The sequence below is a fragment of the Phycicoccus sonneratiae genome, from assembly GCF_016887965.1.
Taxonomy (GTDB): domain Bacteria; phylum Actinomycetota; class Actinomycetes; order Actinomycetales; family Dermatophilaceae; genus Phycicoccus; species Phycicoccus sonneratiae.
In genome coordinates this window covers 154,114-178,421 of the sequence record NZ_JAFDVD010000009.1, presented here as the reverse complement: position 1 = coordinate 178,421, position 24,308 = coordinate 154,114, and the positions used below count along the sequence as shown (strand labels likewise).

Here is a 24,308-nt window from a genome sequence, read left to right as displayed (position 1 = left end):
TACCTCCGGGTCGGGGTTCCTGCTGGTCAGGACCTCCCTGCCTACCGTAGTTCCTCGCGGTGCCACTGCGTAGCCTGAGCACCATGTGTGGGCGCTACGCCGCGACGGCGAACCCGGACGAGCTGGTGCTGGAGTTCGAGGTCGACGAGGACCGCACCGCCGAGCCGGCGCGCAGCGTGCTCGTCAACCCCCAGGAGCCGCCCCCGGGGCGCCCGGACTTCAACATGGCCCCGACCAAGCAGGCCCCGGTGGTGCTCACCCGGGCCCCGCGCGAGGACCGCGACGCCCCAGCGCAGCGCCAGCTGCGGTTGCTCACCTGGGGGCTGGTGCCGAGCTGGAGCAAGGACGTCAAGGGCGGCGTGCGGATGATCAACGCCCGCGTCGAGTCGGTGCGCGAGAAACCGGCCTTCTCACGGGCCCTCGCGGCCCGCCGCTGCCTCGTGCCGGCCCGGGGCTGGTACGAGTGGCAGGCCTCGCCGACCGCGCTCGACGCCAAGGGCAAGCCCCGCAAGCAGCCGTTCTTCACCGAGCGGGCCGACGGCGCGAGCGTCGCGCTGGCCGGCCTCTACGAGTTCTGGCGCGACCCCGCGGTCACCGACCCCGACGACCCGATGGCCTGGCTGACCACCTTCACCGTCATCACCGGCGAGGCCGAGCCGGGGCTCGACCGCATCCACGAGCGGCAGCCGGTCGTCGTCGAGCGGGACGACTGGGCCCGCTGGCTCGACCCGTCGGCGGGCGCCGACGACGTCGCCGACCTCCTCGCGCCGCACGCTCCGGGCCGCTTCACCGCCCGTCCGGTCGGCCGGGCGGTCAGCAGCAACCGGTCGAACGGCCCGGGCCTGCTCGAGCCGGCTCCCGTGGAGGAGCTCGTCGGGGTGGTCGACCCGATGACGGGCGAGGTCATCGGCGGATGAGCGCGGCCGAGCGGCTCGTCGACACCCCGCAGGGTCCGGCCCGGACGACCACCACCGAGCCGGCGGGGGAGGCCGCCGGGACCCTCGTCCTCGGCCACGGCGCCGGGGGGCTGCGGTGGACGCTCGACGTGCTCGCCGTCCGCGACGCGATGGTGGGCGCCGGCTGGCGGGTCGTCCTCGTCGACCAGCCGTGGCGGGTCGCCGAGCGGAAGATCGGGCCGCGTCCTCCCGCCCTCGACGAGGCGTGGCTCCCGGTGCTCGAGGACGTCGTGCGGCACGCCGGGGGAGGGCGCCTGGTCACCGGTGGGCGCAGCGCAGGGGCACGGGTGGCCTGCCGCACCGCCGAAACCGTGGGGGCCGACGCCGTGGTCTGCCTGTCGTTCCCGCTCCACCCGCCCGGACGGCCCGAGGCCTCCCGCGCCCCCGAGCTCGCGGCCCCGTCGGCCGCCGGCATCCCCGTGCACGTCGTCCAGGGCACCACCGACCCGTTCGGCACCCCGGCCGAGGTCGAGGCCGACCTCCCGGCGCTCGCGACCCTCGACGTCGTGCCGGGGCCGCACTCGCTCGGCCGGGTCGCCGACCGGGTGGCGGCGGCGGTCCTCGGCCGGCTCACGGCGGGGGAATGAGCCGGCGCTCCACAGGCGTTCCCCTCACCGTCAGCGTCCCCGACCGAAGGCAGCACCCGTGTTCGTCCTCGACACCTCGCCCCGTCCGCGGGCCCGGCTAGGCTGGGAGGCGATGAGCACCCCCCAGACACCCCTCGAGGAGCCCTCGACGGAGGTCGACCTCGCCACCGAGACCACCGCCGAGCGACAGGCCCGCTTCGAGCGCGAGGCCCTGCCCCTGATCGACCAGCTGTACGCCGCCGCGATGCGCACGACGCGCAACCCGGCCGATGCCGAGGACCTCCTCCAGGAGACCTACGCCAAGGCCTACGCCGCGTTCCACCAGTACCGGCCCGGGACGAACCTCAAGGCGTGGATGTACCGCATCCTCACGAACACCTACATCAACACCTACCGCAAGAAGCAGCGCGAGCCCCAGCAGTCCGACGCCTCGGACGTCGAGGACTACCAGCTGGCGCGGGCCGAGTCGCACACCTCCGCCGGGCTGAAGTCCGCCGAGGCCCAGGCCCTCGAGCACCTCCCCGACACCGAGGTCACCCGCGCGCTCCAGGAGCTCCCCGAGGACTTCCGGATGGCCGTGTACCTCGCCGACGTCGAGGGCTTCGCGTACAAGGAGATCGCCGAGATCATGGGCACCCCCATCGGCACGGTGATGTCCCGCCTGCACCGCGGCCGGCGCCAGCTGCGCTCGCTGCTCACCGGGTACGCGCGCGAGCGCGGCCTCGTCGGGGCGGAGGAGGAGTGATGGGCCACGAGACGCACGAGGGCCACACCGACTGCTCGGAGGTCCTCCACCACATCTACGAGTACCTCGACGGCGAGATGAGCCCGGCCGACGTCAAGCGGGTGGCCACCCACCTGGCGGAGTGCCGGCCGTGCCTGGCCGAGCACGACCTCGACGCCGCGGTCAAGCAGGTCGTCAAGCGCTCCTGCCACGACGAGGCGGCGCCGGCGGCGGTGCGCATGCAGATCGTGAGGCGCATCACGATGGTCCGCCTCGAGACCGACGACTGACCCCACCGGCCCCACGGGCCACACGACGTCGGGGCCCGGAGTGCGCGATGCACTCCGGGCCCCGTCGTCGTTCGGTGCTCAGGCGTTGGGCTTGCGGCCGTGGTTGGCCTTGTTGCCCTTGCGCGAGCGACGCTTGCGGGCGCGCTTGCTCATGGGTGACCTCTCGTCGGGAACGGCCCCCGGAATCGACGACACGGAGGCGCACTGGTGCCGCTGTGATTGTCGCACACCCTTCCTCGTGAAAGAATTCGGCTGACCCTGGCCGCCCCGGAGAGCCATGGCCCGGGTCTTCTCACCCTCTGGAAGGAAACACATCATGCGCACCATCCGTACTCTCGCCGCCGCTGCTCTCCTCGCCGCTCTCGTCACGGTGGGGGCCACGTCCGCCAACGCGGCACCGCAGGACTTCAAGTCGACCAGCACCGCCCAGCTCGGCTGGAGCTATGGCGGCTGACCTCTCCTGCCTGTGACGGTGAAGGGCCGCCGGGAGGGGGTGGGACCCCACGCGGCGACGACCATCTACCTCGTCGTCCTCGCCGTGGGGGCCGTCCTGCTCGCCGGCTTCTCGAGTCGGGTGCACCCGATCTCGGTTGGCCCGGACCTCATCGCCGTCCTGGCACTCGCGGTGCTCGCGGTCGCCTACCCCGGAGTGGTGGTAGGCGACCGCGTGCACCTCGCGATCTCGAGCATCGTCATGCTCGCCGCGCAGGCTGTCGTCGGCCCTGCGGTCGTCGCCCTGGCGGGGGCCCTCATCGGTCCCTTCCAGGGAAGTTCGTGGCAGGGCAGGCTGTTCAACTCGGCCCAGTTCTCGATCTTCGGGTGCGTGGGAGGGCTGGCTTTCCTGGCCGCCGGCGGCACCCTCGATCCAGCAGAGCTGGCCGGGGTGACCCCCGTCGTCGTCCACCTCGCCCTCCCGATGGTGGTCGCGGACCTCGTCCAGGTCCTCGCGAACGCCGTGCTCCTCTCGGGCATGATGCGGGTCGCGCGTGGTGTCCCCGTCCGCCTGCACATCGGCCTGCTCCTGCGCAGCACGGGTGCGGCCGCCGCCGGTTACGGCGTCATCGCCTTCATCCTCGTCGTGCTCTGGGTGCCGGCGCAGCTCGGTGTCGTCGTCGCCACCGCGATGGTCCTCGCGCCCCTGCTGGTCGCCCACTGGGCCTATCGTCAGCACGCCGACGAGCTGCAGGGCCAGCAGCGGGTCCTCGGTGTGCTCGTGGCCGCCGTCGAGGCCAAGGCGCCACACCTCACCGGCCACAGCGCCCGGGTTGCTGATCTGAGCGGGCGGATGGCCGAGCACCTCGGCCTCACCCCACAGCAGGTCGCCGACACGCGCATCGCGGGGATGCTCCACGACGTCGGTCAGACGACCCTCCCGACCCGGGAGGCGCGGGGCCTGGACCTCACGGACCCCGCGAGCACCACGGTCGGCTACCCGAGGGCCGGTGTGGCCATCCTCGGCGACCTCACCTTCCTGCGTGGAGCCCTCGACTCGATCGAGACGCATCGCAGAGCACTGGCGGACGACGCCGCGGCATCCCTCCCATCACGGATCGTGGCGCTTGCCGACCTCTACGACCTGCTCACGCAGGTCGGCACGCCGGGGGGCACCGTGTACGCCCCCAGTCAGGCCCGGGACCTCATCGCCACCGAACACCCTGGACCGAGGACCGAGGAGCTCGTGCGCGCACTCGACGTGGCTCTGACCCGAGCCGAGGAGCTCTCGACATGACTCCCCTCGTCAGGGTCCCCGATCGCCTCGTGAGCCGCACCGTGGTCCTCCTCGGCCTCGTCGCGGTGTGCACCGGCCTGATCGCCGCGGGCAACCTCCTCCCGACGCTGCTCGCGACCCACGGCCACACCCTCCTCCTCGCCGTCGCGCTCGTCGCCGGTGGCGAGCTCCTGCGGATCCGCATGCCGAGCGGCCGGGAGACCGCGCCCCTCTCCTCGGCGGCGGCCCTCGCCGTCGTCCTCCTCGGGCGCATCGCCGGCGAACCGACGTTCGCGCTCGAGTCGGGGCTCGTCGTCATCGTCGTCAGCGCCGGCCTGGCGATCGCCGCCGCCGTCCGGCGTGCCCGTGGTGACGTCGTCGGGACGCCGGCGCTCGCGGCCCGGGCAGTGGGGGTGTGGGTCGCCGCGGGTCTCGCCCGTGGGGTGGGTCCCTCCGACGGCACCCTGTGGGCAGCCCAGCTGAGCTCCACCACCTCACTGGCCCTCGTGGCGCTCGGGATGGTCGTCGTGGCGGCCGTCGGGCTGCTCACCGAGCTCGTCCTCGTCGCCGGCATCCGGGCCGAGCGGCAACGCACGCCGTGGGTCGCCGCCGTCCGCGACGAGGTCGGTGAAGCCGCGCCGCTCACGCTCGCGGTCGTCGTCACCGGCCCGATGGTCGCCCTCATGGCCCCCGTCCTCGGCCTGCTGGCCCTCCCCGTGGCGCTCGTGCCGTTGGCCATGGCCTACTCCGCGGTGCGGCAGTACGCGAGCAACCGGGAGACCAACCGCCAGCTCATCGGGACGCTCTCGCACCTCACCGAGCACGGCGGCTACACCCCGGAGCACCATGCCGAGCGGGTCGCCGCGCTGTGCCTCCGCATCGGACGCGTCCTCGGGCTCGGCGACCGCCAGCTACGCAGCCTCGAGTACGCGGCGCTCCTGCACGACCTCGGCCAGATCTCGCTCCTCGACCCCATCCCCGATGGCGCCACCGTGCTCGCCGCCCCGGCGGACCAGCGCGACATCGCCGAGGAGGGCGCCCGCATCATCCGGCAGGCCGAGACCCTCGACGACGTCGCCCGCTTCGTCGAGACGCAGACGACCGCGTACCGCCTCGTCCGCGAGCTGGGCGAGCCGGTGCCGCTCGAGAGTCGCATCATCAAGTGCGCCAACGCCTTCGACGACCTGTCCCGGGGCACCGACGACCCCGTGCTCGTCGACGCGGCCATGGAGCGCATCCACCTCGGGCTGGGCTACGAGTACGACCCCGACGTCGTGGACGCGCTGACCCGCGTCGTCGAGGACGCGTCGGTCGGCCGGGTCGACGGCCGGAGCGTCGTCGCCGGATAGAGTGCGGAGGCCCCCGCACCCAGCCCCCGAAGGACCCCGTGGACCGCCTCACCCCTGTCGTCTTCCACGACGCATGGGGCTCGCACGTGTCCATCGCGAGCCTCCAGGGTCGCGAGATCCCGAGCCCGGAGCCCGAGTCCGAGCTGTGGATGGGCGCCCACGAGGAGGGCCCCTCCGGCACCGACCGGCCCGGGGCGCCGACCCTCGCCGAGGTCGTCGCCGCCGACCCGGAGGCCGAGCTCGGGACGACCTGCGTCGAGCGCTACGGCCCCCGGCTGCCGTTCCTGCTCAAGGTCCTGGCCCCCGGCCGGGCGATCTCGATCCAGGCCCACCCGACCGCCGAGCAGGCCCGGTCGCTGCGGGCCGAGACCGGCGACGACGTCTACGTCGACGACTGGGCCAAGCCCGAGCTGCTCCTCGCCATCGCCCCCTTCGAGGTCTTCGTCGGGCTGCGGGCCATCGAGGAGGTCACCGACCTCGTGACGCGGCTGCGGGTGCCGCGCCTCGACGCCCTGCTCGCGGAGGCCTCGCGGGCCGACGACCCCGTGCACGCCCTCCTCGCGCTCGTGCTCGCGACCCCGGACGACGAGGTCGCCGAGCTCGCCCGGTCGGTCGTCGCCGCCTGCGTCCGGCTCGAGGGCCGCGGCGGGGCGCTGGGCGACGCGAGCGCCGCCGTCGTCCGCATCGCCGAGGAGCACCCGGACGACATCGGCCTCGTCGTCCTCCTGCTCATGCACCACCGGGTGCTCCAGCCGGGGGAGTACATCGACGTGGCGGCGGGCGTGCTGCACTCGTACGTGCGCGGGCTCGGGGTCGAGGTGCTCGCGAACTCCGACAACGTCGTGCGCGCGGGCCTCACGAGCAAGCCGGTCAACGTCCCCGAGCTGCTGCGCATCGTCGACCCCCGCGCCGACGGCGTCGCCGGGTCGGGCCGGGTCGTCGAGCCCGGGCTGGAGGTCTTCGACAGCGCCTCCGACCGGTTCCGCCTGGCCCGCGTGACGCCCGGGCGCCGGCTGCCCGGCGACACCGCCCCCCGCATCGTGTTCTGCCTGCGCGGGCGAGTGACCCTGTCGGCCGCGTCGGGGTCGCTCGAGCTGGGGGACGTCGAGTCGGCCTTCCTCCCGGTGGGCGAGGGGGCCGTGACGCTCGAGGGCGCCGGCGAGGTCTACCTGGTGTCCGTCCCCGACGCCTTCTGAGCCGCCGGCCTCGAGCCAGGCCGTCCCGATTTCGCTGCCCTGCAGCACTTTTCGCTGCCCATGGCCTTCCCTCTCGAACGCCTGTCCGGTAGGATGGGACCACGAGGGGAGGGGGAGCCGATGGCCGACACGAGCGCTCTGCTGGAGGCTGCGCGAACGGCGCGGGACCTCCTGTCGGACGCGCTGGGGCAACCGTCGCGGCCGGGCCCGGTGGACGAGTGCGCGGAAGCTCTCGGTGAGCTGCAGGCGCTGATGGACGTGGCCTCGGCGGCGCAAGACCTGGCGATCGTGGGGTTGGCGGCTCTGGAGTCCGAGTGGGCCGAGGACGGCACGGTCGTGACGGTGCGGCGGGCGCCCGGGTCCGTGGCGCTGGATGCTTCGGCGGTCGTTTCCGGGGTGCTCAACGTCTCGGCGGTGCACGCCGAGGCCCGGGTCCGGGACGCCGTGCGCCGGGTCGTGGACGGGCAGCGCGGCGACGGCACGTCGACGGGTCTGGCCGGCCTCCACCGGGCGATGGCCGAGGGGCGGCTCGACGGGTATCGGGCCCAGGTCGTGGCGTTCGAGCTCGAGGAGGTCCCGGCGCAGGTCGCCGCCACGGTCGTCGCCACGCTCTCGGACTGGTTCGAGCTCGAGGACGCGGGCCACCTGCGGCGTCGGACCCGGCGACTGCTGGCCCAGATCTCCCCGGACCTCCTGCGTCAGCGGGCGGTGCGCGCTCGGGCGGCGTCCTCGCTGCGGCGCTGGGTCGACGAGCCCGGCGTCGACACCTGGCACGGCACCTTCCCCTCCGAGGAGGCCTGCGCCGCGTGGGCCGCGATCGACGCCCTGGCCCAGCGGTACGTGGCCGAGGGAGTGTGCGAACGCGTCGACCGCGCCCGGGCCAAGGCCCTGACCGACCTCGTCACGCAGCAGGCCACCATCGACCTGCAGGTCGTGCTCACCACGCCGGCCGACACCCCTGATCACCCCGCTCACCCCGCTGAGCTCGCGCCGGGTGCGGCCGGGGACCTCGTGCAGGTCGGCACCGCCCGCGCCGGGGAACCGATGCTCGTCCCGTGTGACTGGCTCGCCGCCGCGGTCGCCGCGACGACCATCACCGGCCACGACCACACCGGACGACCCCGACTGCTCGCGTGTGACACCGGTACCGGCGCGCCCGTCGACCCGGACGGCGACCTCTCCGGCAGCGGCTACCGCCCCTCGGCCCGGCTGGCCGCGTTCGTCCGCGCCCGAGACCGGCACTGCCGCTTCCCCGGCTGCAGCGTCGCCGCCCGCTTCTGCGACCTCGACCACGTCCGGCCCTGGCCCACCGGCCCCACGTCAGCCCTCAACCTGGCCTGCCTGTGCCGCCGGCACCACCGGACCAAGCAACGCCCTGGCTGGCGGGCCGTGCTGCACCCCGACGCCTCGATGACCTGGACCGACCCCACCGGACGGGTCCGCACCACCCACCCACCCGACCAGCTCCACCCGGTCGTCCTGCCCGACACCGGCACCGACCCACCGCCCGCGCCGTCGGGCAACCCCTCACTCGTCCTGCCCGACGGTCCCCACTCCACCCTCGAGCACCTCCTCGAGCACCGGCGTGATCGTCCGACGTGCCGGATCCAGGTCGTACGGCCGGCTGTCGAGCTGACCCTCGTCCCTCGCGGTCACCGGCGCCGAGGGGGAGTCCCGACGCCCGGCCCACCGCCCTTCTGACGGCTCCGTGCCCTGACGCGCGCGAGCCACCGACCGGGCACCCGCCGCACGCCGACGGCGGGTGCCCCGTGAGGGACACCCGCCGTCGGCGAAGAGCGGTGTGGCTCAGCCCTTCTTGGTCTCCTTGAAGATCGCGTCGATCTCGTCGATCTTCGCGAGGAGCTCGTCGGCCTTCGCGGCGTCGAACTCGCCCTTGGTGCCGGAGGCCCCGGCCAACTTGGTCGCCTCGTTGACGAGCTGGTGCAGCTGCGGGAACTTCTCGAAGTGCGGGGGCTTGAAGTAGTCGGTCCACAGCACCCAGAGGTGGTGCTTGACGAGCTCGGAGCGCTGCTCCTTGATGATCGTCGCGCGGACGCGGAAGTCGGGGTCGTCGTTGTCCGCGACCTTGGCGATGATCGCCTTGACCGACTCGGCCTCGATACGGGCCTGGGCGGGGTCGTAGACGCCGCACGGGAGGTCGCAGTGGGCCGCGACGTCGGTGATGCGGAACAGGGACAGCATGTGCCACTCCTCGGGGGGTGCGGGGTTCTGCGGGTCTCCTCAACCTACCCCAGCGCTCTCCTCACCAACCGCGCGACCACCGCGACGATGTCCTCGTCCGCGAGCGAGCCGACGTCGAAGGAGGTGGCCCCCTCGGCGGCGTTGTCGGAGTCGACCCACCAGCGCTCGGGGTCGTCCGGGTCGCGGCCCGTGACGCGCTTGACCGACAGCGGTCGCGGCCGGCCGGCGGCGTCCGGAGGGAGCCGGACGACGTGGGCCCGGCCGGGCCGGGGACGCACACCGCGCACCACGAGGAGGACGTCGCCGTCCCGGTAGGTCGGCAGCATCGACCGGCCGCGCACGCGGACCAGCGCCGGCAGCGGCACCCTCACCCGGCGGTGTCGCGCGCGCCGTCGTCCCCGCCGTCGCCCGGGGCGTCCGCGAGGGCCTCGGTGTTCCCCGTCACCGACGCGACGACCGCCTCGGCGTGGGCCTGCTCCTCCTGGCGCATCCGGGAGAGGAAGGCGCGCGTGCGGTGGTGCTTCGGGTTGCCGATGACCTCGCTCGGCGGCCCCTCCTCGACGACGACGCCGGCGTCCATGAAGACGACCCGGTCGGCGACCTCGCGGGCGAAGCCCATCTCGTGGGTGACGACGATCATCGTCATGCCCCGCGTCGCGAGGTCGCGCATGACCTTGAGGACCTCGCCGACGAGCTCGGGGTCGAGGGCCGAGGTCGGCTCGTCGAAGAGCATGAGCTTGGGGTCCATCGCGAGGGCCCGGGCGATGGCGACGCGCTGCTGCTGGCCGCCGGAGAGCTGGGCGGGGTAGGCCGACGGCTTGTCACCGAGCCCCACCTGCTGGAGCAGCTCCATGGCGCGGGCCTCGGCCGCCTTGCGCTTCATCCCCTTGACCTGCACCGGCGCCTCGACGACGTTCTCGAGGACCGTCTTGTGCGGGAAGAGGTTGAAGCGCTGGAAGCACATCCCGATGTCGCGGCGCTGGGCGGCGATGCGCTTGTCGGTGAGCCGGTGGAGCGTGCCGCCGCGGTCGTCGTAGCCCATGAGGTCGCCGTCGACCCAGATCCGGCCGCCGTCGATCGTCTCGAGCTGGTTGATGCAGCGCAGGAAGGTCGTCTTCCCGGAGCCCGACGGGCCGAGGAGGACGACGACCTCGCCGGTGGCGACGTCCATGTCGATGCCCTTGAGGACCTCGTTGCCGTGGAAGGACTTCGAGACGTTGACGGCGTGGACGAGCGGCGCGTCGGAGGTGCTGGCGGTCATCAGTGGTCGGCCCCGATCTTGGTCAGCTCCTGCTTGGCCTTCTTCGGCACGGCCCCGAAGCCCCGGCCGAAGTACCGCTCCAGGTAGTACTGCCCGACCATGAGGATCGAGCAGACGACGAGGTACCAGAGGGTCGCCGCGACCATGCCGGGGAGGATCTTGAAGCCGCGCTGCCCGAAGTTGTACGCCTGGAAGAACAGCTCGTTGATGATCGGGATGGCGATGAGCAGCGAGGTGTCCTTGACCATCGCGATCGTCTCGTTGCCGGTCGGCGGGACGATGACCCGCATCGCCTGGGGCAGGACGATCCGGCGCATGGTGCGACCCGGCGGCATGCCGAGCGCCTGCGCGGCCTCGGTCTGGCCGCGGTCGACCGAGAGGATGCCGGCGCGGGCGATCTCGGCCATGTACGCGGCCTCGGAGAGCCCCAGGCCGAGGATGCCGGCCCAGATCGTGCTGGAGAACGCGTTCCAGTCGAGGGTGAAGAAGGTGAAGGTGGTCGTGTCGATGCCGATGGCGCCCGCGAGCTGCTCACCGAACGGCAGGCCGAAGGAGATCTGCGAGTAGAGGAAGCCGACCCCGACGCCGATGAGCGCGAGGAGCACGTAGCGGGGGATGGCCCGGAAGAACCACGTGTAGACGAACGCGACGCCCCGCAGGACCGGGTTGTCCGACAGCCGCATCACGGCCAGGACGATGCCCAGGCCCACACCGAGGACCATGGAGCCGACGGTGCCGAGGACGGTGCCCGCCCACAGGCCCTGGATGACCGGCGTCTGCTGCATGATCTCGAACGCGAACGGGAAGTCCCACTTCTCGTTGGTCACGAACGAGCTGACCATCATCGCGACGAGGACCGCGATGACGGCGATGGCCACCCAGCGCCAGGGGTGCCGGACCGGCCGGGCCTTGATCGGGCCCGGCCGGTCCCCGCTCACCGTCGACATCGGGTCAGGAGACCGACGGGTTCACGGCGAAGTCGGAGATCGCGCCGCCCTCGGTCTTCCACTTGGCGAGGATCTGCTGGTAGGTGCCGTCGGCCTCGAGCTGCTTGAGCGCCTCGACGATCGCCGCGCCGAAGTCGGTCTGGTCCTTGGGCAGGACGTAGCCGTAGGGGGCCGAGTCGTACTGCTCGCCGAGGAGCTCGAGCTGGCCGTTGGTGGAGTCGACCGCCGCGATGGCCGGCGGGAGGTCGACGAGCATGGCGTCGGCCTTGCCGGAGACGACCATCGTCGTCACCTTGCCCTGGTCGGCGTCGACGAGGACGTTGATCGCCGGCTTGCCGGCCGCCTTGCACTTGTCCTGGCGGGCCGGGAGGTCGGTGTCGGCCTGCACGGTGCCCTTCTGGACCGCGACGTTCTTGCCGCAGGCGTCCTCGGGGTCGATCCCCTTGGGGTTGCCCTTCTTCGTCACCCACTGCGTGCCGGCGGTGAAGTAGCTGACCATCGTCGCCTGCTGCTCGCGCTCGGCGTTGACGGTGAAGGACGAGATGCCGATGTCGTACTTCCCGCTCTGCGTGCCGAGGATGATCGAGTCGAAGGCGGAGGGCACCCACTCGGTCTTCAGGCCGAACTTCGCGGCGACCGCGTCGAACAGCTCGACGTCCATGCCGATGACGGTCTTGCCGTCGGCGTCGAGGTACTCGTTCGGCTGGTACGTGGCGTCCGTGCCGATGACGATCTTCCCGGCGCTCTTGACCTTCTCGGGCAGCTTGGCGACCAGGGCCTCGTCGACGCTCGGGGTCGAGGAGGACGAGGCGGCCGGCGTGGTGCTGGAGCCGCCACCCTCCGAGAGCGAGTCGGAGCCGCAGGCGGTGAGGGCGAGGGCGGTCGTGGCGAGCGTCGCGACGGCGATCGCGCGAGTGCGGAACATGCTGGTCCTTTCACACGGAGCCGGACGCGGTGTGGTGCCCGGTCGAGAGGTTGTGGGGGTGATCCTGCCACCGGAGGGTGCGACGTGCGTCACGCCTCGGTAACTATCCCCGGACCGGGGCGGGCCTGCATCGCGACGTGGGTCACACCGTGACCCCTCGGCAGGGGTGGTCGCCTGTGCCATGATGGGCCCTTCCGGCGGACACCCCCGCCCTGCGACCACCCGGGACGCACCCATTCCCCGGGCCGCCTGCACCACCCCCTCTCCCGCACGCCGCCTCCGGCGTGCCGTCGTCGTCCCCCGAGGAGACTCCCGTGTCCGCGTCCCCCGTCCTGCCGTCCTTCGACCCCGAGAGCCCGGTGTTCCGCGCTCACGAGGGCGGGAAGCTGGGCGTACACGCGACGCAGCCGCTGCGGGGGAGGGAGGACCTCTCGCTCCTCTACACCCCGGGCGTCGCCGAGGTGTCCCTGGCCATCGCGGCCGACCCGACCCTCTCGACGCGGTACACGGCGCGCGGCAACACCGTGGCGGTCATCAGCGACGGCACGGCCGTGCTCGGCCTCGGTGACATCGGCCCGCTCGGGGCGATGCCCGTCATGGAGGGCAAGGCGGTGCTCTTCAAGCACTTCGCCGGCCTCGACGCCGTCCCGGTCGTCATGGAGACGGGCACGGTCGACGAGCTCGTCGAGGCGATCGCCCGGATCGCGCCCAGCTACGGCGGCATCAACCTCGAGGACATCTCGGCGCCGCGCTGCTTCGACATCGAGGAGCAGCTCAAGGAGCGCCTCGACATCCCCGTCTTCCACGACGACCAGCACGGCACGGCCATCGTCGTGCTCGCCGGGCTGCACAACGCCGTGCGCGTGCTCGACCGCCGGCTCGAGGACCTGCGGGTCGTCGTCGCCGGGGCCGGCGCCGCCGGGGTGGCGGTCACCCGGCTGCTCCAGCGGGCCGGGGTCCGCGACGTCGTCGTCTGCGACTCGCGCGGCATCGTCCACCCGTCCCGCCCGGACCTCGCGGGCCACAAGAAGCACCTCGCGATGTCGACCAACCCGCGCGGGCTCTCCGGCTCGCTCGGCGACGCCCTCGTGGACGCCGACTGCTACGTCGGCGTCTCCGGCGGCACGGTGCCCGAGGAGCAGGTGGCCTCGATGGCGCAGGACTCGATCGTCTTCGCGCTCGCCAACCCGACGCCCGAGGTGCACCCCGACGTCGCGCACCGTCACGCCGCGGTCGTGGCCACGGGACGCTCGGACTTCCCGAACCAGATCAACAACGTCCTCGCCTTCCCCGGCATCTTCCGGGGGGCGCTCGACGCCGGCGCCACCCGCATCACCGAGGCGATGAAGCTCGCCGCGGCGCGGGCCATCGCCGACATGGTGGAGGAGCCCACCGCCGAGTGCATCGTGCCGTCGGTGTTCGAGCCGGGTGTGGCGGACGCGGTGGCCGAGGCGGTGCGCCGGCTGGCGCCGACCGCGTCTCGCCCCGGCCCGACGGCGGGGTGACCTAGGCTGGCGGACGCCATGACCGTCAGCCCCGCCCCGAGCGAGCCCGTCCGCCTCCTCACCGTCTGCACGGGCAACGTCTGCCGGTCGCCCTACGCCGCAGCCCTGCTCGCGCAGGGCCTGGGCTGGGCCCGGCCGGGCGCCTTCGAGGTCTCGAGCGCGGGCACGCACGCCCTCGTCGGCCGGCCGGTCGACCCCGGCTCGCGCGAGCTGCTCGAGGCCAAGGAGGTGCCGGTGCCCGCGGAGCCGGCACGGCTCGTCACCCCGGGCCTGCTCGCCGAGCAGTCGCTCGTCCTCGTGATGTCCGCGCGGCACCGCCACGAGGTGCTCGAGGAGGCGCCCGGCGTCGTGCGGCGGACGGTCGGCCTCGTCGACCTCGCCGCGGCGCTGCGCGAGGTGGGCGAGCAGTACGCGTGGCCCGAGCTGCTCGCCGACGTCGGGGCCAAGGAGGTCCGCGGCCGGTGGCGCGCGCTGCCCGAGGTGCTCGGCGCCCTGCGTGCCCTCCCTGAACGGGTCACCGACGTCGAGGACCCCTACGGCCGGGGCGCCGCGTCGTTCGCCCGGATGGCCGGCCAGCTCGACTCGGCCGTGCGCGCGCTCGTGCGCTGGGAGGCTCAGTTCCCGCGCTGAGCGAGCTCCTCGGCGTACGCGCGGCACGCCTCCCACGTGGGCAGCAGGCCCTGGGCCTCGGCGTCGGCCAGGCTCGGGGCGGCGGCGTCCTTGGGTGACAGCAGCGGCTCGACGCCCGCCGGCAGCTCGAGGCCGACGCCGGTGTCGAGCGGGTGGATGCCGTGCTCGCCCGTGGGGTTGTAGGCCGCCGAGCAGAGGTACATCGCCGTCGTGCCGTCCTCGAGGGCGCAGAACGCGTGGCCGAGGCCCTCGGAGAGCCAGACGGCGCGGCGGTCGACGGTGTCGAGGACCACGGCCTCCCACTGCCCGAAGGTCGGGGAGCCGACGCGGATGTCGACGACGTAGTCGACGAGCGCACCGGTGAGCGCGGTGACGTACTTGCCCTGGCCCGGGGGGACGTCGGCGAAGTGGATGCCGCGCACGGTGCCGCGCGAGGACACCGACACGTTGGTCTGCACGATGTCCGGCCGGTGCCCGAGCTGCTCGGCGAGCCGGTCGCCGCGGAAGGACTCGAGGAAGACGCCGCGGTCGTCGGGGAACTGGCGCGGCGTGACGACGAAGGCCCCCGCGATGGGGAGCGGACGGATCTCCATCAGCGGCCGTCCCGGCCCCGGGCGAGACAGGCGTGGAGGTAGGCGCCGTAGCCCGACTTGGCGAGCGAGTCGCCGAGGGCGCCCAGGGCCTCGTCGTCGATCCACCCGGCGCGCCAGGCGATCTCCTCGACGCAGCCGATCTTGTGCCCCTGCCGGGCCTCGACGACGTGGACGAACTGGCTGGCGTCCATCAGCCCCTCGAAGGTGCCGGTGTCGAGCCAGGCGGTGCCGCGGGGCAGGACGGTGACGGTGAGGTCGCCGCGGCGCAGGTAGGCGTCGTTGACCGCGGTGATCTCGAGCTCGCCCCGCGCGCTCGGCTCGAGGGTGCGGGCGATCTCGACGACGTCGTTGTCGTAGAAGTACAGCCCCGGGACCGCGTAGTCGCTGCGCGGCTGCGTCGGCTTCTCCTCGATGGACAGGACCGTGCCGTCGTCGGCGAACTCGACGACGCCGTAGGCCGTGGGGTCGGCGACGTGGTAGGCGAAGATGTGCCCGCCGCGGACGTCGGTGAGCCGGCGCAGGGCCGTGCCGAGGCCGCTGCCGTGGAAGATGTTGTCGCCGAGCACGAGGGCCACGGAGTCCTCGCCGATGAAGTCGGCCCCGATGACGAAGGCCTGGGCCAGGCCCTCGGGCCGCGGCTGCACGGCGTACGTGAGCTCGATGCCCCACCGCGAGCCGTCGCCGAGCAGGCGGCGGAACTGGTCGACGTCCTCCGGGGTCGTGATGACGAGGATCTCCCGGATGCCGGCCATCATCAGCGTCGACAGCGGGTAGTAGACCATCGGCTTGTCGTAGATGGGCATGAGCTGCTTCGAGATCCCCATCGTGATGGGGTGCAGGCGCGTGCCGCTGCCGCCGGCGAGGACGATGCCTTTCATGGCGCCCACCGTAACGTTCGGGCCCCTCGGGGCGCACAGTAGCCTTGCGCGCATGAAGGTACTCGTCACCGGAGGAGCCGGCTTCATCGGCAGCAACTTCGTCCACCGGACGCTGGAGACCCGTCCCGACGCGGAGGTCACGGTCCTCGACCTGCTCACCTACGCGGGCTCGCAGACCTCGCTCGACGGGGTGCACGACCGCATCCGCTTCGTCGAGGGCGACGTCGCGGACGCCTCCCTCGTCGACCGGCTCGTCGGCGAGGCCGACGTCGTCGTCCACTTCGCGGCCGAGTCGCACAACGACAACTCCCTCGACGACCCGAGCCCGTTCGTCCAGACCAACCTCGTCGGCACCTTCGCCCTCCTCGAGGCGGTCCGCCGGCACGGGGTCCGCTACCACCACATCTCCACCGACGAGGTGTACGGCGACCTCGAGCTCGACGACCCGAAGAAGTTCACCGAGGACACCCCCTACAACCCGAGCTCGCCGTACAGCGCGAGCAAGGCCGGCTCCGACCTGCTCGTCCGGGCGTGGGTGCGCTCGTTCGGCATCCGCGCGACGATCTCGAACTGCTCGAACAACTACGGCCCGCGCCAGCACGTCGAGAAGTTCATCCCGCGGCAGATCACCAACGTCATCGACGGCGTGCGCCCCAAGCTCTACGGGGCCGGGCTCAACGTCCGCGACTGGATCCACGTCGACGACCACAACGAGGCCGTCTGGACGATCGTCGACAAGGGTGTCTCCGGCGAGACCTACCTCATCGGGGCCGACGGCGAGGTCAACAACCTCGACGTCGTGCGCCTCATCCTCGAGCTGATGGGGGAGGACCCCGACGGCTTCGACCAGGTCACCGACCGGGCCGGGCACGACCTGCGCTACGCCATCGAGGCGGGCCGGCTGCGCCAGGAGCTCGGCTGGACCCCGCGCTACGACTCCTTCCGCGACGGGCTCGCCGCGACCATCGAGTGGTACCGGGCGAACGAGGCGTGGTGGCGCCCGCAGAAGGAGGCCACCGAGGCCAAGTACGCCCGCACGCAGCAGGTGCTGAGCCGCTGATGGCGCGCTGGCTCGTCGTCGGCGCCGCCGGCATGCTCGGCACCGACCTCGTCGAGGTGCTGCGCGGGCGCGGTCACGAGGTCGAGGGCGTCGACCTCCCGGCCGTCGACATCCTCGACCCCGCGTCCTGCGCGTCCGTGGTCGCCGGGGCGGACGTCGTCGTCAACTGCGCCGCCTACACCGCGGTCGACGCCGCGGAGACCGACGAGGCCCGGGCCTTCGCGGTCAACGCCGTCGGGGCCGCCAACCTCGCCCGTGCGGTCGCCGCGGGCGACGGCTCGCTCGTGCAGATCTCCACCGACTACGTCGTGGCCGGCGAGGGCTCGACCCCGTGGCCCGCCGACTCGCCGGTCGCCCCGGCCTCGGCCTACGGACGCACCAAGGCGGCGGGGGAGTGGGCCGTGCGGGCCGAGTGCCCGCGCGCCTGGGTCGTGCGCACCGCTTGGCTGTACGGCGCCCACGGCAAGAACATCCCGGCCACCGTCGCCCGGCTCGCCGGGGAGCGCGAGACCTTCGGGTTCGTCGCCGACCAGGTGGGACAGCCGACGTGGACCGTCGACCTGGCCGAGGGCGTCGCCCGCATCGTCGAGGCCGGGGCGCCGTACGGCATCTGGCACGGCACGAACGCCGGCGAGACCTCGTGGCACGGCCTCGCGCAGGCCGTGCTCGAGGAGCTCGGGCAGGACCCCGCGCGGGTCGCCCCCATCACCTCCGACGCCTACCCGGCGCCGGCCCCGCGGCCGGCCTACAGCGTCCTCGGCCACGAGATGTGGGCGGCCGCCGGCCTCGAGCCGCTGCCGCACTGGCGGGACGCGCTGCGCCGCGCGGCCCCCACGGTGCTCGGGACGTAGCCGATCGAGGCCGCGGCGCGGATCGGGCCCCCGCAGCGTCCGGCGGCCGCGTGGCGTACGGCAGACTCGGGCCCATGAAGACCTTCACGCGGTACTCGTCCTACACCGGCCTGCGCCCCGAGATCTTCCGGCGGATCGGCTCCGACCGCCGCGAGGTGCTGGACGTCGGGTGCGCCAACGGCACCCTCGGCGACGCCGTCAAGCAGCGCCAGGGCGCCCGGGTCACCGGCGTGGAGTACGACGAGGCCCTCGCCACCGAGGCCCGTGGCCGCCTCGACCGGGTGATCACCGGCGACCTCAACCAGCTCGAGGACATCACCGGGCAGCTCGAGGGCCCGTACGACTGCATGGTCTTCGCCGACGTCCTCGAGCACCTCCAGGACCCGTGGGGCGTCCTCGAGGCCTTCACCGAGCACCTGACGCCGGACGGCGAGGTGGTCATCAGCCTCCCGAACGTCGGCCACCTCGCGACGTTCACCACGGTCTTCCTCCGCCGCACCTGGCCGCGCCGCGACCGAGGGCTGCACGACTCCACCCACCTGCGCTGGTTCGCCCGCAAGGACATCGAGCAGCTGCTCGAGGGGGCCTCCCTCCGGCCGGTCTCGTGGAAGCGCTCGCAGCGCTTCGTCGACGCGCCCGTGGCCCTCAACAAGGGCGCCCTGCTCGTCGGGTGGGTGCCGGGCCTGCGCGACCTGCTCACCTACCAGTTCGTCGTCGTCGCCCGCCGCGGGGCGAGCACGTAGGGTCGGAGGCATGCTCGCCGTCTCCGCGAAGTCCCAGTCCGCCGACGACCCGCTGAGCGGTCTCGACGTCGGGGAGCACCCCGACCCGCAGGTGCCGGAGGGCTGGACCACGGTCCGCCTGCGCACCGCCGCGCTCAACCACCACGACGTCTGGTCGCTGCGCGGGGTCGGCCTGCCCGCCGACCGGCTGCCGATGGTCCTCGGCTGCGACGGCGCCGGGGTCAGCGAGGACGGCGACGAGGTGCTCGTCCACGCGGTCGTCGCCTCGCCCGGCTGGACCGGGGACGAGACCCTCGACCCGCGCCGCAGCCTGCTCTCCGAGGTTCACGACGGGACCCTCGCCGAGGTCGTCGCGGTCCCGCGGCACAACCTCGTCCCCAAGCCCGCCGGCCTGTCGTGGGAGCACGCCGCCTGCCTGCCGACGGCGTGGCTCACCGCCTACCGCATGCTCTTCACGAACGCCGACGTCCAGCCCGGGGCCACCGTGCTCGTCCAGGGTGCGGCGGGCGGCGTCGCCACCGCGGCGGTCCAGCTCGGCTCGGCCGCGGGCCTGCGGATGTGGGTGACCAGCCGCGACGCGGCCAAGGGCGAGGCGGCCGTGGCCCTCGGCGCCGACCGCGCCTTCGCCTCCGGCGAGCGGCTGCCCGAGCGGGTCGACGCCGTCCTCGAGACGGTGGGCGCCGCCACCTGGTCGCACAGCATCAACAGCCTGCGCCCCGGCGGCACGGTGGTCATCTCCGGCGCCACGTCCGGTGACGCTCCGGCCAAGGCCGAGCTGACGAAGATCTTCTTCAAGCAGCTGCGTGTCGTCGGGTCGACGATGGGCAGCCGCGACGAGCTCGAGCGGCTCGCCCGGTTCGTCGTCGACCGCGGCATCGAGCCCCTCGTCGACTCGACGAGGCCGCTGGCCGAGGCGCGCGACGGGTTCGCGAAGATGGTCGACGGCCGGGTCGAGGGCAAGGTCGTCTTCACCGTCTGACCACCCGGCCTCCTCGTCAGGGGAGGCGAGGAGCGTTCTCGCTCAACCGATCTGGAGCCACTCGTTCCAGCCGTTGTGCAGCACCAGCCAGGCGATGAGCCCGTAGCCGGCCTGCCCCGGGTGGTGCGGCACCCGGGAGGCCGCGAGGTCGGTGCGCCACTGGTCGTGACCGAGCAGCGGCGCGTAGCAGTCGACGAAGGGCACGCCGCGTCGGGAGCAGACGTCGGCCTGGGCGTCGACGAGCACCTCGAGCCGCGCGTTCAGCTCGTCGTCGTCGGACGGGGGCGGGCTGACGACGAAGGTCGAGACGCCGTGGCTCGTCGCGTCGTCGAGGAGGTTGGCGAGGTTGAGCCGGTGCCGCGCGAGGGTGACGCCGCGGAGGATGTCGCTCGTGCCGACCGACAGGACGAGGCGACGCTCTGAGCGCCCGGCCCAGCGCCGCGGCACCTCCGAGGCCCAGCGCTCGAGGAGCTGGGCGGAGGTGTCGCCGCGGACGCCGAGGTTGTAGGCGTTGACGGTGAGCTCGGGGTGCTGGGTGCGGCCGACGACGCGGGTGACCCAGCCCTGTCCCTTGGGGTCGCCGACGCCCGCGACGAGCGAGGCGCCGAGGAAGACCAGCGCGAGGTCGCGGGGGCCGTCGGGGACGACCGCCGCCTCCGCGCTCGGGCGGAACTCGATCGGGGTCCCCGCGTCGTCGCCGCCGTGCTCGTCGGCCATGGCCTCTCTCACTCGTCCTCGTCGTCCAGTCGGGCCAGCCAGGTGGCCAGCCGCTCCACGGGTACCTCGAACTCGGGATTGAGGTCGACGAACGTCCTCAGCTGCTCGGCGAGCCAGTCGAGGGTGACCTCCTCGTCCCCCCGCCGCGCCTGGAGCTCCTCGATCCCGCGGTCGGTGAAGTACACGTCCGCGAGCCTACCGGCGGGTGAACCTCACCTGTCGAAGGCGCGGGCGACGAGGTCGGCCTGCTCGGCCTGGTGCTGCTTGGTCGAGCCCGCGGCCGGCGACGCCGACGGGGGCCGGCTGACGACGCGGATGCGCCGCTCCTCGCCGTGGGCGGCGAGCGACTCGGGCAGGTTGAGCGCGAGGAAGGGCCAGGCGCCCTGGTTCTGCGGCTCGTCCTGGACGACGACGACGTCGGCCTCGGGGTACTCGGCGAGCGCCTTCGCGAGCTCGGCACCGGCGAGCGGGTAGTACTGCTCGAGGCGCAGGATCGCGATGGCCTTGTCGCCGCGCTTCTCGCGCTCGGCCTCGAGGTCGTAGACCACCTTGCCGGCGGCGAGCAGCACCCGGGTGACGGTGCCCTCGGTGGCGCCCGGGCGGTCCGGGAGCACCGGCCGGAAGGTGCCCGTCGTGAAGTCCTCGGCGGCGCTGGCCGCGGCCTTGAGCCGGAGCATCGACTTCGGGGTGAAGACGATGAGCGGCTTGCGCGGGCGGGCGTAGGCCTGCCGGCGCAGCAGGTGGAAGTACGACGCCGGGGTCGACGGGTACGCGACGGTCATGTTGCCCTCGGCGCACATCGTGAGGAAGCGCTCGATGCGGGCCGAGGAGTGGTCCGGGCCCTGCCCCTCGTAGCCGTGGGGGAGGAGCAGGACGACCGAGGAGCGCTGGCCCCACTTCTGCTCCGAGCTGCTGATGAACTCGTCGACGATGGTCTGGGCGCCGTTGAAGAAGTCGCCGAACTGCGCCTCCCAGAGGACGAGGGCGTCTGGGCGCTCGACGGAGTACCCGTACTCGAAGCCCATCGCGGCGAACTCCGAGAGCAGCGAGTCGTAGACCCAGAACTTCGCCTGGCCCTGCCCGAGGTAGAGCAGCGGGGTCCACTCGGAGGCGTTCTCCTTGTCGATGAGCACCGCGTGCCGCTGGACGAAGGTGCCGCGGCGGCTGTCCTGGCCGGCCAGCCGGACCGGGGTGCCCTCCATGAGCAGCGAGCCGAAGGCGAGGAGCTCGGCGGTACCCCAGTCGACGCCGCCGTCGCGGGTGCTGGCGGTGCGCTTGTCGAGCATCTGGCGCAGCTTCGGGTGCACGGTGAACCCGGGCGGCGGGGTGGAGAAGGCGTCGCCGATGTGGTGCAGCACGTCGGTGCCGATCGCGGTGTCGCTCGCCGAGTGCGTCGTGCGGTCGGCGAACGGGGCCTGGGCGGCCGGCGGTTCGAGGCCGGAGCCCGCGGCGTCGCCGGTGCGCCCGGTCTCGGCGTCGGTCTCGACCGACTTCAGGGCCGCCTTGGTCTCGACGAAGACCCGCTCGAGCTGCTGCTGGTAGTCGCGCAGCGCCGCCTCGGCGTCGTCGACGGTGATGTCGCCGCGGCCGATGAGCGCCTCGGTGTAGAGCTTGCGGACGCTGCGCTTGGCCTCGATGAGGTTGTACATCAGCGGCTGGGTCATCGACGGGTCGTCGCCCTCGTTGTGGCCGCGCCGGCGGTAGCAGACCATGTCGATGACGACGTCCTTGTGGAACTCCTTGCGGAACTCGTAGGCGAGCTCGGCGACCCGGACGCAGGCCTCGGGGTCGTCGCCGTTGACGTGGAAGATCGGCGCCTGGATCATCCGCGCGACGTCGGTGGAGTAGGTCGAGGAGCGCGAGCTGCTCGGCGAGGTCGTGAACCCGACCTGGTTGTTGATGACGACGTGCACCGTGCCGCCGGTGCGGTAGCCGCGCAGCTGGCTGAGGTTGAGGGTCTCGGCGACCACGCCCTGGCCCGCGAACGCGGCGTCGCCGTGCATGAGCACCGGCAGGACGGTGAAGTCCTCGCCGGCGAGGTTGAGCCGGTCCTGCTTGGCGCGCACGATGCCCTCGAGCACCGGGTTGACGGCCTCGAGGTGGCTCGGGTTCGCCGCGAGGTAGACCTTGGTCGTCGCGCCGGTCTCGGCGGTGAACTCGCCCTCGGTGCCGAGGTGGTACTTGACGTCGCCGGAGCCCTGGACCGAGCGGGGGTCCTGGCGGCCCTCGAACTCGCGGAAGATCTGGCCGTAGCTCTTGCCGGCGATGTTCGCGAGGACGTTGAGGCGGCCGCGGTGCGGCATGCCGATGCAGACCTCGTCGAGCTCGTCCTCGGCGGCGCGGGACAGGATGCGGTCCATCAGGGCGATGACCGACTCGCCGCCCTCGAGCGAGAACCGCTTCTGGCCGACGAACTTGGTCTGGAGGAAGGTCTCGAAGGCCTCCGCGGCGTTGAGGCGGCGCAGGATGCGCAGCTGCTCCTCGCGCGTGGTCTTCGCGTAGCCGACCTCGATCTTGGCCTGGATCCAGCGGCGCTGCTCGGGGTCCTGGATGTGCATGTACTCGACGCCGACGGTGCGGCAGTACGAGTCGCGCAGGATGCCGAGGATCTTGCGCAGCTTGAGGAACGGCTGGCCGCCGAACCCGCCGGTGGCGAACTGGCGGTCGAGGTCCCACAGGGTCAGGCCGTGGTTGGTGATGTCGAGGTCGGGGTGACGCCGCTGCTTGTACTCGAGCGGGTCGGTGTCGGCCATGAGGTGGCCGCGCACGCGGTAGGCGTGGATGAGCTCCTGGACGCGCGCGACCTTGTTGATGTCCTCGTCGTGCGTCGCGGAGACGTCCTGCACCCAGCGGATCGGCTCGTAGGGGATGCGCAGGCTCTCGAAGATCTCGTCGTAGAAGCCTTGGTCGCCGAGGAGCAGGCCGTGGACGATGCGCAGGAAGTCGCCGGACTGGGCGCCCTGGATGATCCGGTGGTCGTAGGTGCTCGTCAGCGTGAGGATCTTGGAGACGGCGTTGCGGTCGAGGGTCTCGGCGCTGGCGCCCTGCCACTCGGCGGGGTACTCCATCGCCCCGACGCCGATGATCGCGCCCTGGCCGGCCATGAGGCGCGGCACCGAGTGCACGGTGCCGATGGTGCCGGGGTTGGTGAGCGAGATCGAGGTGCCCTGGAAGTCCTCGACGGTGAGCTTGCCGCCGCGGGCCTTCTTGACGACGTCCTCGTAGGCGGTCCAGAAGTGCGCGAAGTCCATCGTCTCGGCGGCCTTGATCGACGGCACGAGGAGCTGGCGGGTGCCGTCGGGCTTCGCGAGGTCGATGGCCAGGCCGAGGTTGACGTGGGCCGGCGTGACGAGTACCGGCTTGCCCTTCTCGTCGTGCCCGAAGCCGTTGTTCATCTCGGGCATCACGGCCAGCGCCTTGACGAGCGCGTAGCCGATGACGTGCGTGAAGCTCACCTTGCCGCCGCGGCTGCGGGCGAGGTGGTTGTTGATGACGATGCGGTTGTCGACGAGCAGCTTGGCCGGGACGGCGCGCACCGAGGTGGCGGTGGGGACCTCGAGGGAGGCCTCCATGTTCGTGACGACCCGGGCGCCGGCGCCGCGGATCGGCTGGTGCGTCGACTGCTCGAGCGGGCCCGACTGCTTCGGGGCCTGCGGCTCACGGGGGGTCGGTGCGGAGGCCTTGGGCTCGGCCGCCTTCTCACTACCGGACTTGTCCTCGGCGCCCTTGTCGTCGGCGGGGGGCGCCTGCTTCGCCGGGGCCGCCTGCTTCGCCGCGGGCGCCGCGGCCGGCTCCTTGGGTGCCGGCGCGGAGGTGGCCGGGGCGGGCGTCTCGGGCTGGGCGGCCTTCTCCTGCGGGGCGGCGGCGGCCGGGGCCCCGTTGCTGCCGTTCGTGGCGTGCGCGCGGGGACCGTGCTGGCCCTCACCCGGCACGTAGTCCTCGAAGAAGCTCCACCACGCCTTGTCGACGCTGTTCTTGTCCCGCGTGTACTGCTCGTACAGCTCGTCGACCAGCCACTCGTTGGGTCCGAAGGCGGTCAGGGGGTCGCTGGACGGGGACTGCTCGGCCACGGGCTATGCGCCTCTTTCATCGGCTCTTGTCGGGCGGTCGTGGGTGTACCTCCCAGCCTATTACGCGGGCGTTGCGCCCGTGTCACCGCACGCCGAGTGGTCCCGAACGCGCGGCGACCGGTGGGGAGGCCCCACCG

Annotated in this window: 26 protein-coding genes; 15 read left to right on the top strand and 11 right to left on the bottom strand. The window is 72.8% G+C overall.

All coding sequences use genetic code 11. The annotated features are described in order from the left end of the window. The first annotated feature begins 83 nt into the window (after positions 1–83). From JQN70_RS09905 to rsrA, 4 genes are all read left to right on the top strand, one after another. Complete coding sequence (locus JQN70_RS09905; protein ID WP_204131167.1) at positions 84–917, top strand: SOS response-associated peptidase; 834 nt, start codon at positions 84–86, stop codon at positions 915–917. Then, positions 914–1,543: an alpha/beta hydrolase family protein gene (locus JQN70_RS09900; RefSeq protein ID WP_204131166.1), complete on the top strand. Its 630-nt coding sequence runs from the start codon at positions 914–916 to the stop codon at positions 1,541–1,543. The genes JQN70_RS09905 and JQN70_RS09900 overlap by 4 nt, the downstream gene beginning before the upstream one ends. Positions 1,544–1,655: 112 nt before the next feature. Then, positions 1,656–2,288: a sigma-70 family RNA polymerase sigma factor gene (locus JQN70_RS09895; protein WP_204131165.1), complete on the top strand. Its 633-nt coding sequence runs from the start codon at positions 1,656–1,658 to the stop codon at positions 2,286–2,288. Next, complete coding sequence (gene rsrA, locus JQN70_RS09890) at positions 2,288–2,557, top strand: mycothiol system anti-sigma-R factor (protein ID WP_204131164.1); 270 nt, start codon at positions 2,288–2,290, stop codon at positions 2,555–2,557. The genes JQN70_RS09895 and rsrA overlap by 1 nt, the downstream gene beginning before the upstream one ends. A gap of 78 nt (positions 2,558–2,635) precedes the next feature. Here rsrA and JQN70_RS21190 read toward each other — a convergent pair whose 3' ends face one another. Beyond that, a complete protein-coding gene (locus JQN70_RS21190; protein ID WP_009775747.1) occupies positions 2,636–2,710 on the bottom strand; it encodes a 50S ribosomal protein bL37 in 75 nt (24 codons plus the stop codon). A gap of 163 nt (positions 2,711–2,873) precedes the next feature. On the opposite strand from JQN70_RS21190, the gene JQN70_RS09885 reads away from it, so the two are divergent. The 5 genes from JQN70_RS09885 (at position 2,874) to JQN70_RS09865 (ending at position 8,511) form a co-directional block, all read left to right on the top strand. Beyond that, positions 2,874–3,011 (top strand): hypothetical protein, encoded by a 138-nt coding sequence (locus tag JQN70_RS09885; RefSeq protein WP_204131163.1) that lies wholly within the window; start codon positions 2,874–2,876, stop codon positions 3,009–3,011. A gap of 18 nt (positions 3,012–3,029) precedes the next feature. After that, positions 3,030–4,286, top strand: a complete 1,257-nt coding sequence (locus JQN70_RS20890; protein WP_204131162.1) for an HD-GYP domain-containing protein — start codon at positions 3,030–3,032, stop codon at positions 4,284–4,286. A 29-nt stretch (positions 4,287–4,315) separates the two neighbouring features. After that, positions 4,316–5,614, top strand: a complete 1,299-nt coding sequence (locus JQN70_RS20885; protein WP_204131161.1) for an HD-GYP domain-containing protein — start codon at positions 4,316–4,318, stop codon at positions 5,612–5,614. 38 nt (positions 5,615–5,652) lie between these two features. Further along, entirely contained in the window at positions 5,653–6,810 is a 1,158-nt protein-coding gene (manA, locus tag JQN70_RS09870) for a mannose-6-phosphate isomerase, class I (RefSeq protein WP_204131160.1), read from the top strand. 120 nt (positions 6,811–6,930) lie between these two features. Beyond that, positions 6,931–8,511 (top strand): HNH endonuclease signature motif containing protein, encoded by a 1,581-nt coding sequence (locus JQN70_RS09865; RefSeq protein ID WP_204131159.1) that lies wholly within the window; start codon positions 6,931–6,933, stop codon positions 8,509–8,511. Positions 8,512–8,616: 105 nt separating this feature from the next. Here JQN70_RS09865 and sodN read toward each other — a convergent pair whose 3' ends face one another. Genes sodN through JQN70_RS09840 form a run of 5 tightly spaced genes read right to left on the bottom strand, consistent with a single transcriptional unit; the run spans position 8,617 to position 12,145 of the window. Continuing rightward, positions 8,617–9,012: a superoxide dismutase, Ni gene (gene sodN / locus JQN70_RS09860; RefSeq protein WP_204131158.1), complete on the bottom strand. Its 396-nt coding sequence runs from the start codon at positions 9,010–9,012 to the stop codon at positions 8,617–8,619. 44 nt (positions 9,013–9,056) lie between these two features. Next, entirely contained in the window at positions 9,057–9,383 is a 327-nt protein-coding gene (locus tag JQN70_RS09855) for a S24 family peptidase (RefSeq protein WP_307835903.1), read from the bottom strand. After that, complete coding sequence (locus JQN70_RS09850; protein WP_204131157.1) at positions 9,380–10,273, bottom strand: amino acid ABC transporter ATP-binding protein; 894 nt, start codon at positions 10,271–10,273, stop codon at positions 9,380–9,382. Before JQN70_RS09850 ends, JQN70_RS09855 begins: the two co-directional genes overlap by 4 nt. Then, on the bottom strand, positions 10,273–11,220 hold the full coding sequence (locus JQN70_RS09845; RefSeq protein ID WP_204131156.1) for an amino acid ABC transporter permease: 948 nt from the start codon (positions 11,218–11,220) through the stop codon (positions 10,273–10,275). Before JQN70_RS09845 ends, JQN70_RS09850 begins: the two co-directional genes overlap by 1 nt. Positions 11,221–11,224: 4 nt before the next feature. Then, entirely contained in the window at positions 11,225–12,145 is a 921-nt protein-coding gene (locus JQN70_RS09840; RefSeq protein WP_204131155.1) for an ABC transporter substrate-binding protein, read from the bottom strand. A gap of 314 nt (positions 12,146–12,459) precedes the next feature. Here JQN70_RS09840 and JQN70_RS09835 point away from each other — a divergent pair, with 314 nt between their 5' ends. Both JQN70_RS09835 and JQN70_RS09830 read left to right on the top strand, forming a co-directional pair. Next, positions 12,460–13,650 carry an NAD(P)-dependent malic enzyme gene (locus JQN70_RS09835; protein WP_204131154.1) on the top strand — a complete coding sequence of 397 codons (1,191 nt, stop codon included), beginning with the start codon at positions 12,460–12,462 and terminating at the stop codon, positions 13,648–13,650. 18 nt (positions 13,651–13,668) lie between these two features. Next, positions 13,669–14,280: an arsenate reductase/protein-tyrosine-phosphatase family protein gene (locus JQN70_RS09830; RefSeq protein WP_204131153.1), complete on the top strand. Its 612-nt coding sequence runs from the start codon at positions 13,669–13,671 to the stop codon at positions 14,278–14,280. Here JQN70_RS09830 and JQN70_RS09825 read toward each other — a convergent pair. Together JQN70_RS09825 and rfbA are read right to left on the bottom strand one after the other, a co-directional pair. Next, complete coding sequence (locus JQN70_RS09825; RefSeq protein WP_204131152.1) at positions 14,265–14,873, bottom strand: dTDP-4-dehydrorhamnose 3,5-epimerase family protein; 609 nt, start codon at positions 14,871–14,873, stop codon at positions 14,265–14,267. The genes JQN70_RS09830 and JQN70_RS09825 overlap by 16 nt on opposite strands. Beyond that, the gene (gene rfbA / locus JQN70_RS09820; protein WP_204131151.1) at positions 14,873–15,751 is read right to left on the bottom strand and encodes a glucose-1-phosphate thymidylyltransferase RfbA; all 879 of its coding nucleotides are present in this window, start codon (positions 15,749–15,751) and stop codon (positions 14,873–14,875) included. Before rfbA ends, JQN70_RS09825 begins: the two co-directional genes overlap by 1 nt. A 52-nt stretch (positions 15,752–15,803) precedes the next feature. On the opposite strand from rfbA, the gene rfbB reads away from it, so the two are divergent. The 4 genes from rfbB (at position 15,804) to JQN70_RS09800 (ending at position 19,384) form a co-directional block, all read left to right on the top strand. Then, on the top strand, positions 15,804–16,811 hold the full coding sequence (gene rfbB, locus JQN70_RS09815) for a dTDP-glucose 4,6-dehydratase (protein WP_204131150.1): 1,008 nt from the start codon (positions 15,804–15,806) through the stop codon (positions 16,809–16,811). Then, positions 16,811–17,662, top strand: a complete 852-nt coding sequence (gene rfbD, locus JQN70_RS09810) for a dTDP-4-dehydrorhamnose reductase (protein ID WP_204131149.1) — start codon at positions 16,811–16,813, stop codon at positions 17,660–17,662. The genes rfbB and rfbD overlap by 1 nt, the downstream gene beginning before the upstream one ends. Before the next feature lie 74 nt (positions 17,663–17,736). Continuing rightward, positions 17,737–18,405, top strand: coding sequence for a class I SAM-dependent methyltransferase (locus JQN70_RS09805; RefSeq protein WP_204131148.1), 669 nt, complete (start codon positions 17,737–17,739; stop codon positions 18,403–18,405). Between the two features lie 10 nt (positions 18,406–18,415). Continuing rightward, a complete protein-coding gene (locus tag JQN70_RS09800; protein WP_204131147.1) occupies positions 18,416–19,384 on the top strand; it encodes a zinc-binding dehydrogenase in 969 nt (322 codons plus the stop codon). 42 nt (positions 19,385–19,426) lie between these two features. Here the strand turns inward: JQN70_RS09800 and JQN70_RS09795 are convergent, their stop codons facing one another. Genes JQN70_RS09795 through JQN70_RS09785 form a run of 3 tightly spaced genes read right to left on the bottom strand, consistent with a single transcriptional unit; the run spans position 19,427 to position 24,171 of the window. Then, positions 19,427–20,101, bottom strand: coding sequence for a GDSL-type esterase/lipase family protein (locus tag JQN70_RS09795; RefSeq protein ID WP_204131146.1), 675 nt, complete (start codon positions 20,099–20,101; stop codon positions 19,427–19,429). An 8-nt stretch (positions 20,102–20,109) separates the two neighbouring features. Continuing rightward, a complete protein-coding gene (locus tag JQN70_RS09790; protein ID WP_204131145.1) occupies positions 20,110–20,286 on the bottom strand; it encodes a DUF6104 family protein in 177 nt (58 codons plus the stop codon). Between the two features lie 27 nt (positions 20,287–20,313). Further along, the gene (locus JQN70_RS09785; protein WP_204131144.1) at positions 20,314–24,171 is read right to left on the bottom strand and encodes a multifunctional oxoglutarate decarboxylase/oxoglutarate dehydrogenase thiamine pyrophosphate-binding subunit/dihydrolipoyllysine-residue succinyltransferase subunit; all 3,858 of its coding nucleotides are present in this window, start codon (positions 24,169–24,171) and stop codon (positions 20,314–20,316) included. Between the last annotated feature and the right edge of the window lie 137 nt (positions 24,172–24,308).

Coding starts and splice junctions, on each gene's coding strand:
- JQN70_RS09905 (WP_204131167.1), top strand. CDS start 84: ATGTGTGGGCGCTACGCCGCGACGGCGAACCCGGACGAGCTGGTGCTG.
- JQN70_RS09900 (WP_204131166.1), top strand. CDS start 914: ATGAGCGCGGCCGAGCGGCTCGTCGACACCCCGCAGGGTCCGGCCCGG.
- JQN70_RS09895 (WP_204131165.1), top strand. CDS start 1,656: ATGAGCACCCCCCAGACACCCCTCGAGGAGCCCTCGACGGAGGTCGAC.
- rsrA (WP_204131164.1), top strand. CDS start 2,288: ATGGGCCACGAGACGCACGAGGGCCACACCGACTGCTCGGAGGTCCTC.
- JQN70_RS09885 (WP_204131163.1), top strand. CDS start 2,874: ATGCGCACCATCCGTACTCTCGCCGCCGCTGCTCTCCTCGCCGCTCTC.
- JQN70_RS09865 (WP_204131159.1), top strand. CDS start 6,931: ATGGCCGACACGAGCGCTCTGCTGGAGGCTGCGCGAACGGCGCGGGAC.
- sodN (WP_204131158.1), bottom strand. CDS start 9,012: ATGCTGTCCCTGTTCCGCATCACCGACGTCGCGGCCCACTGCGACCTC.
- JQN70_RS09850 (WP_204131157.1), bottom strand. CDS start 10,273: ATGACCGCCAGCACCTCCGACGCGCCGCTCGTCCACGCCGTCAACGTC.
- JQN70_RS09845 (WP_204131156.1), bottom strand. CDS start 11,220: ATGTCGACGGTGAGCGGGGACCGGCCGGGCCCGATCAAGGCCCGGCCG.
- JQN70_RS09840 (WP_204131155.1), bottom strand. CDS start 12,145: ATGTTCCGCACTCGCGCGATCGCCGTCGCGACGCTCGCCACGACCGCC.
- JQN70_RS09830 (WP_204131153.1), top strand. CDS start 13,669: ATGACCGTCAGCCCCGCCCCGAGCGAGCCCGTCCGCCTCCTCACCGTC.
- JQN70_RS09825 (WP_204131152.1), bottom strand. CDS start 14,873: ATGGAGATCCGTCCGCTCCCCATCGCGGGGGCCTTCGTCGTCACGCCG.
- rfbA (WP_204131151.1), bottom strand. CDS start 15,751: ATGAAAGGCATCGTCCTCGCCGGCGGCAGCGGCACGCGCCTGCACCCC.
- rfbB (WP_204131150.1), top strand. CDS start 15,804: ATGAAGGTACTCGTCACCGGAGGAGCCGGCTTCATCGGCAGCAACTTC.
- rfbD (WP_204131149.1), top strand. CDS start 16,811: ATGGCGCGCTGGCTCGTCGTCGGCGCCGCCGGCATGCTCGGCACCGAC.
- JQN70_RS09805 (WP_204131148.1), top strand. CDS start 17,737: ATGAAGACCTTCACGCGGTACTCGTCCTACACCGGCCTGCGCCCCGAG.
- JQN70_RS09800 (WP_204131147.1), top strand. CDS start 18,416: ATGCTCGCCGTCTCCGCGAAGTCCCAGTCCGCCGACGACCCGCTGAGC.
- JQN70_RS09795 (WP_204131146.1), bottom strand. CDS start 20,101: ATGGCCGACGAGCACGGCGGCGACGACGCGGGGACCCCGATCGAGTTC.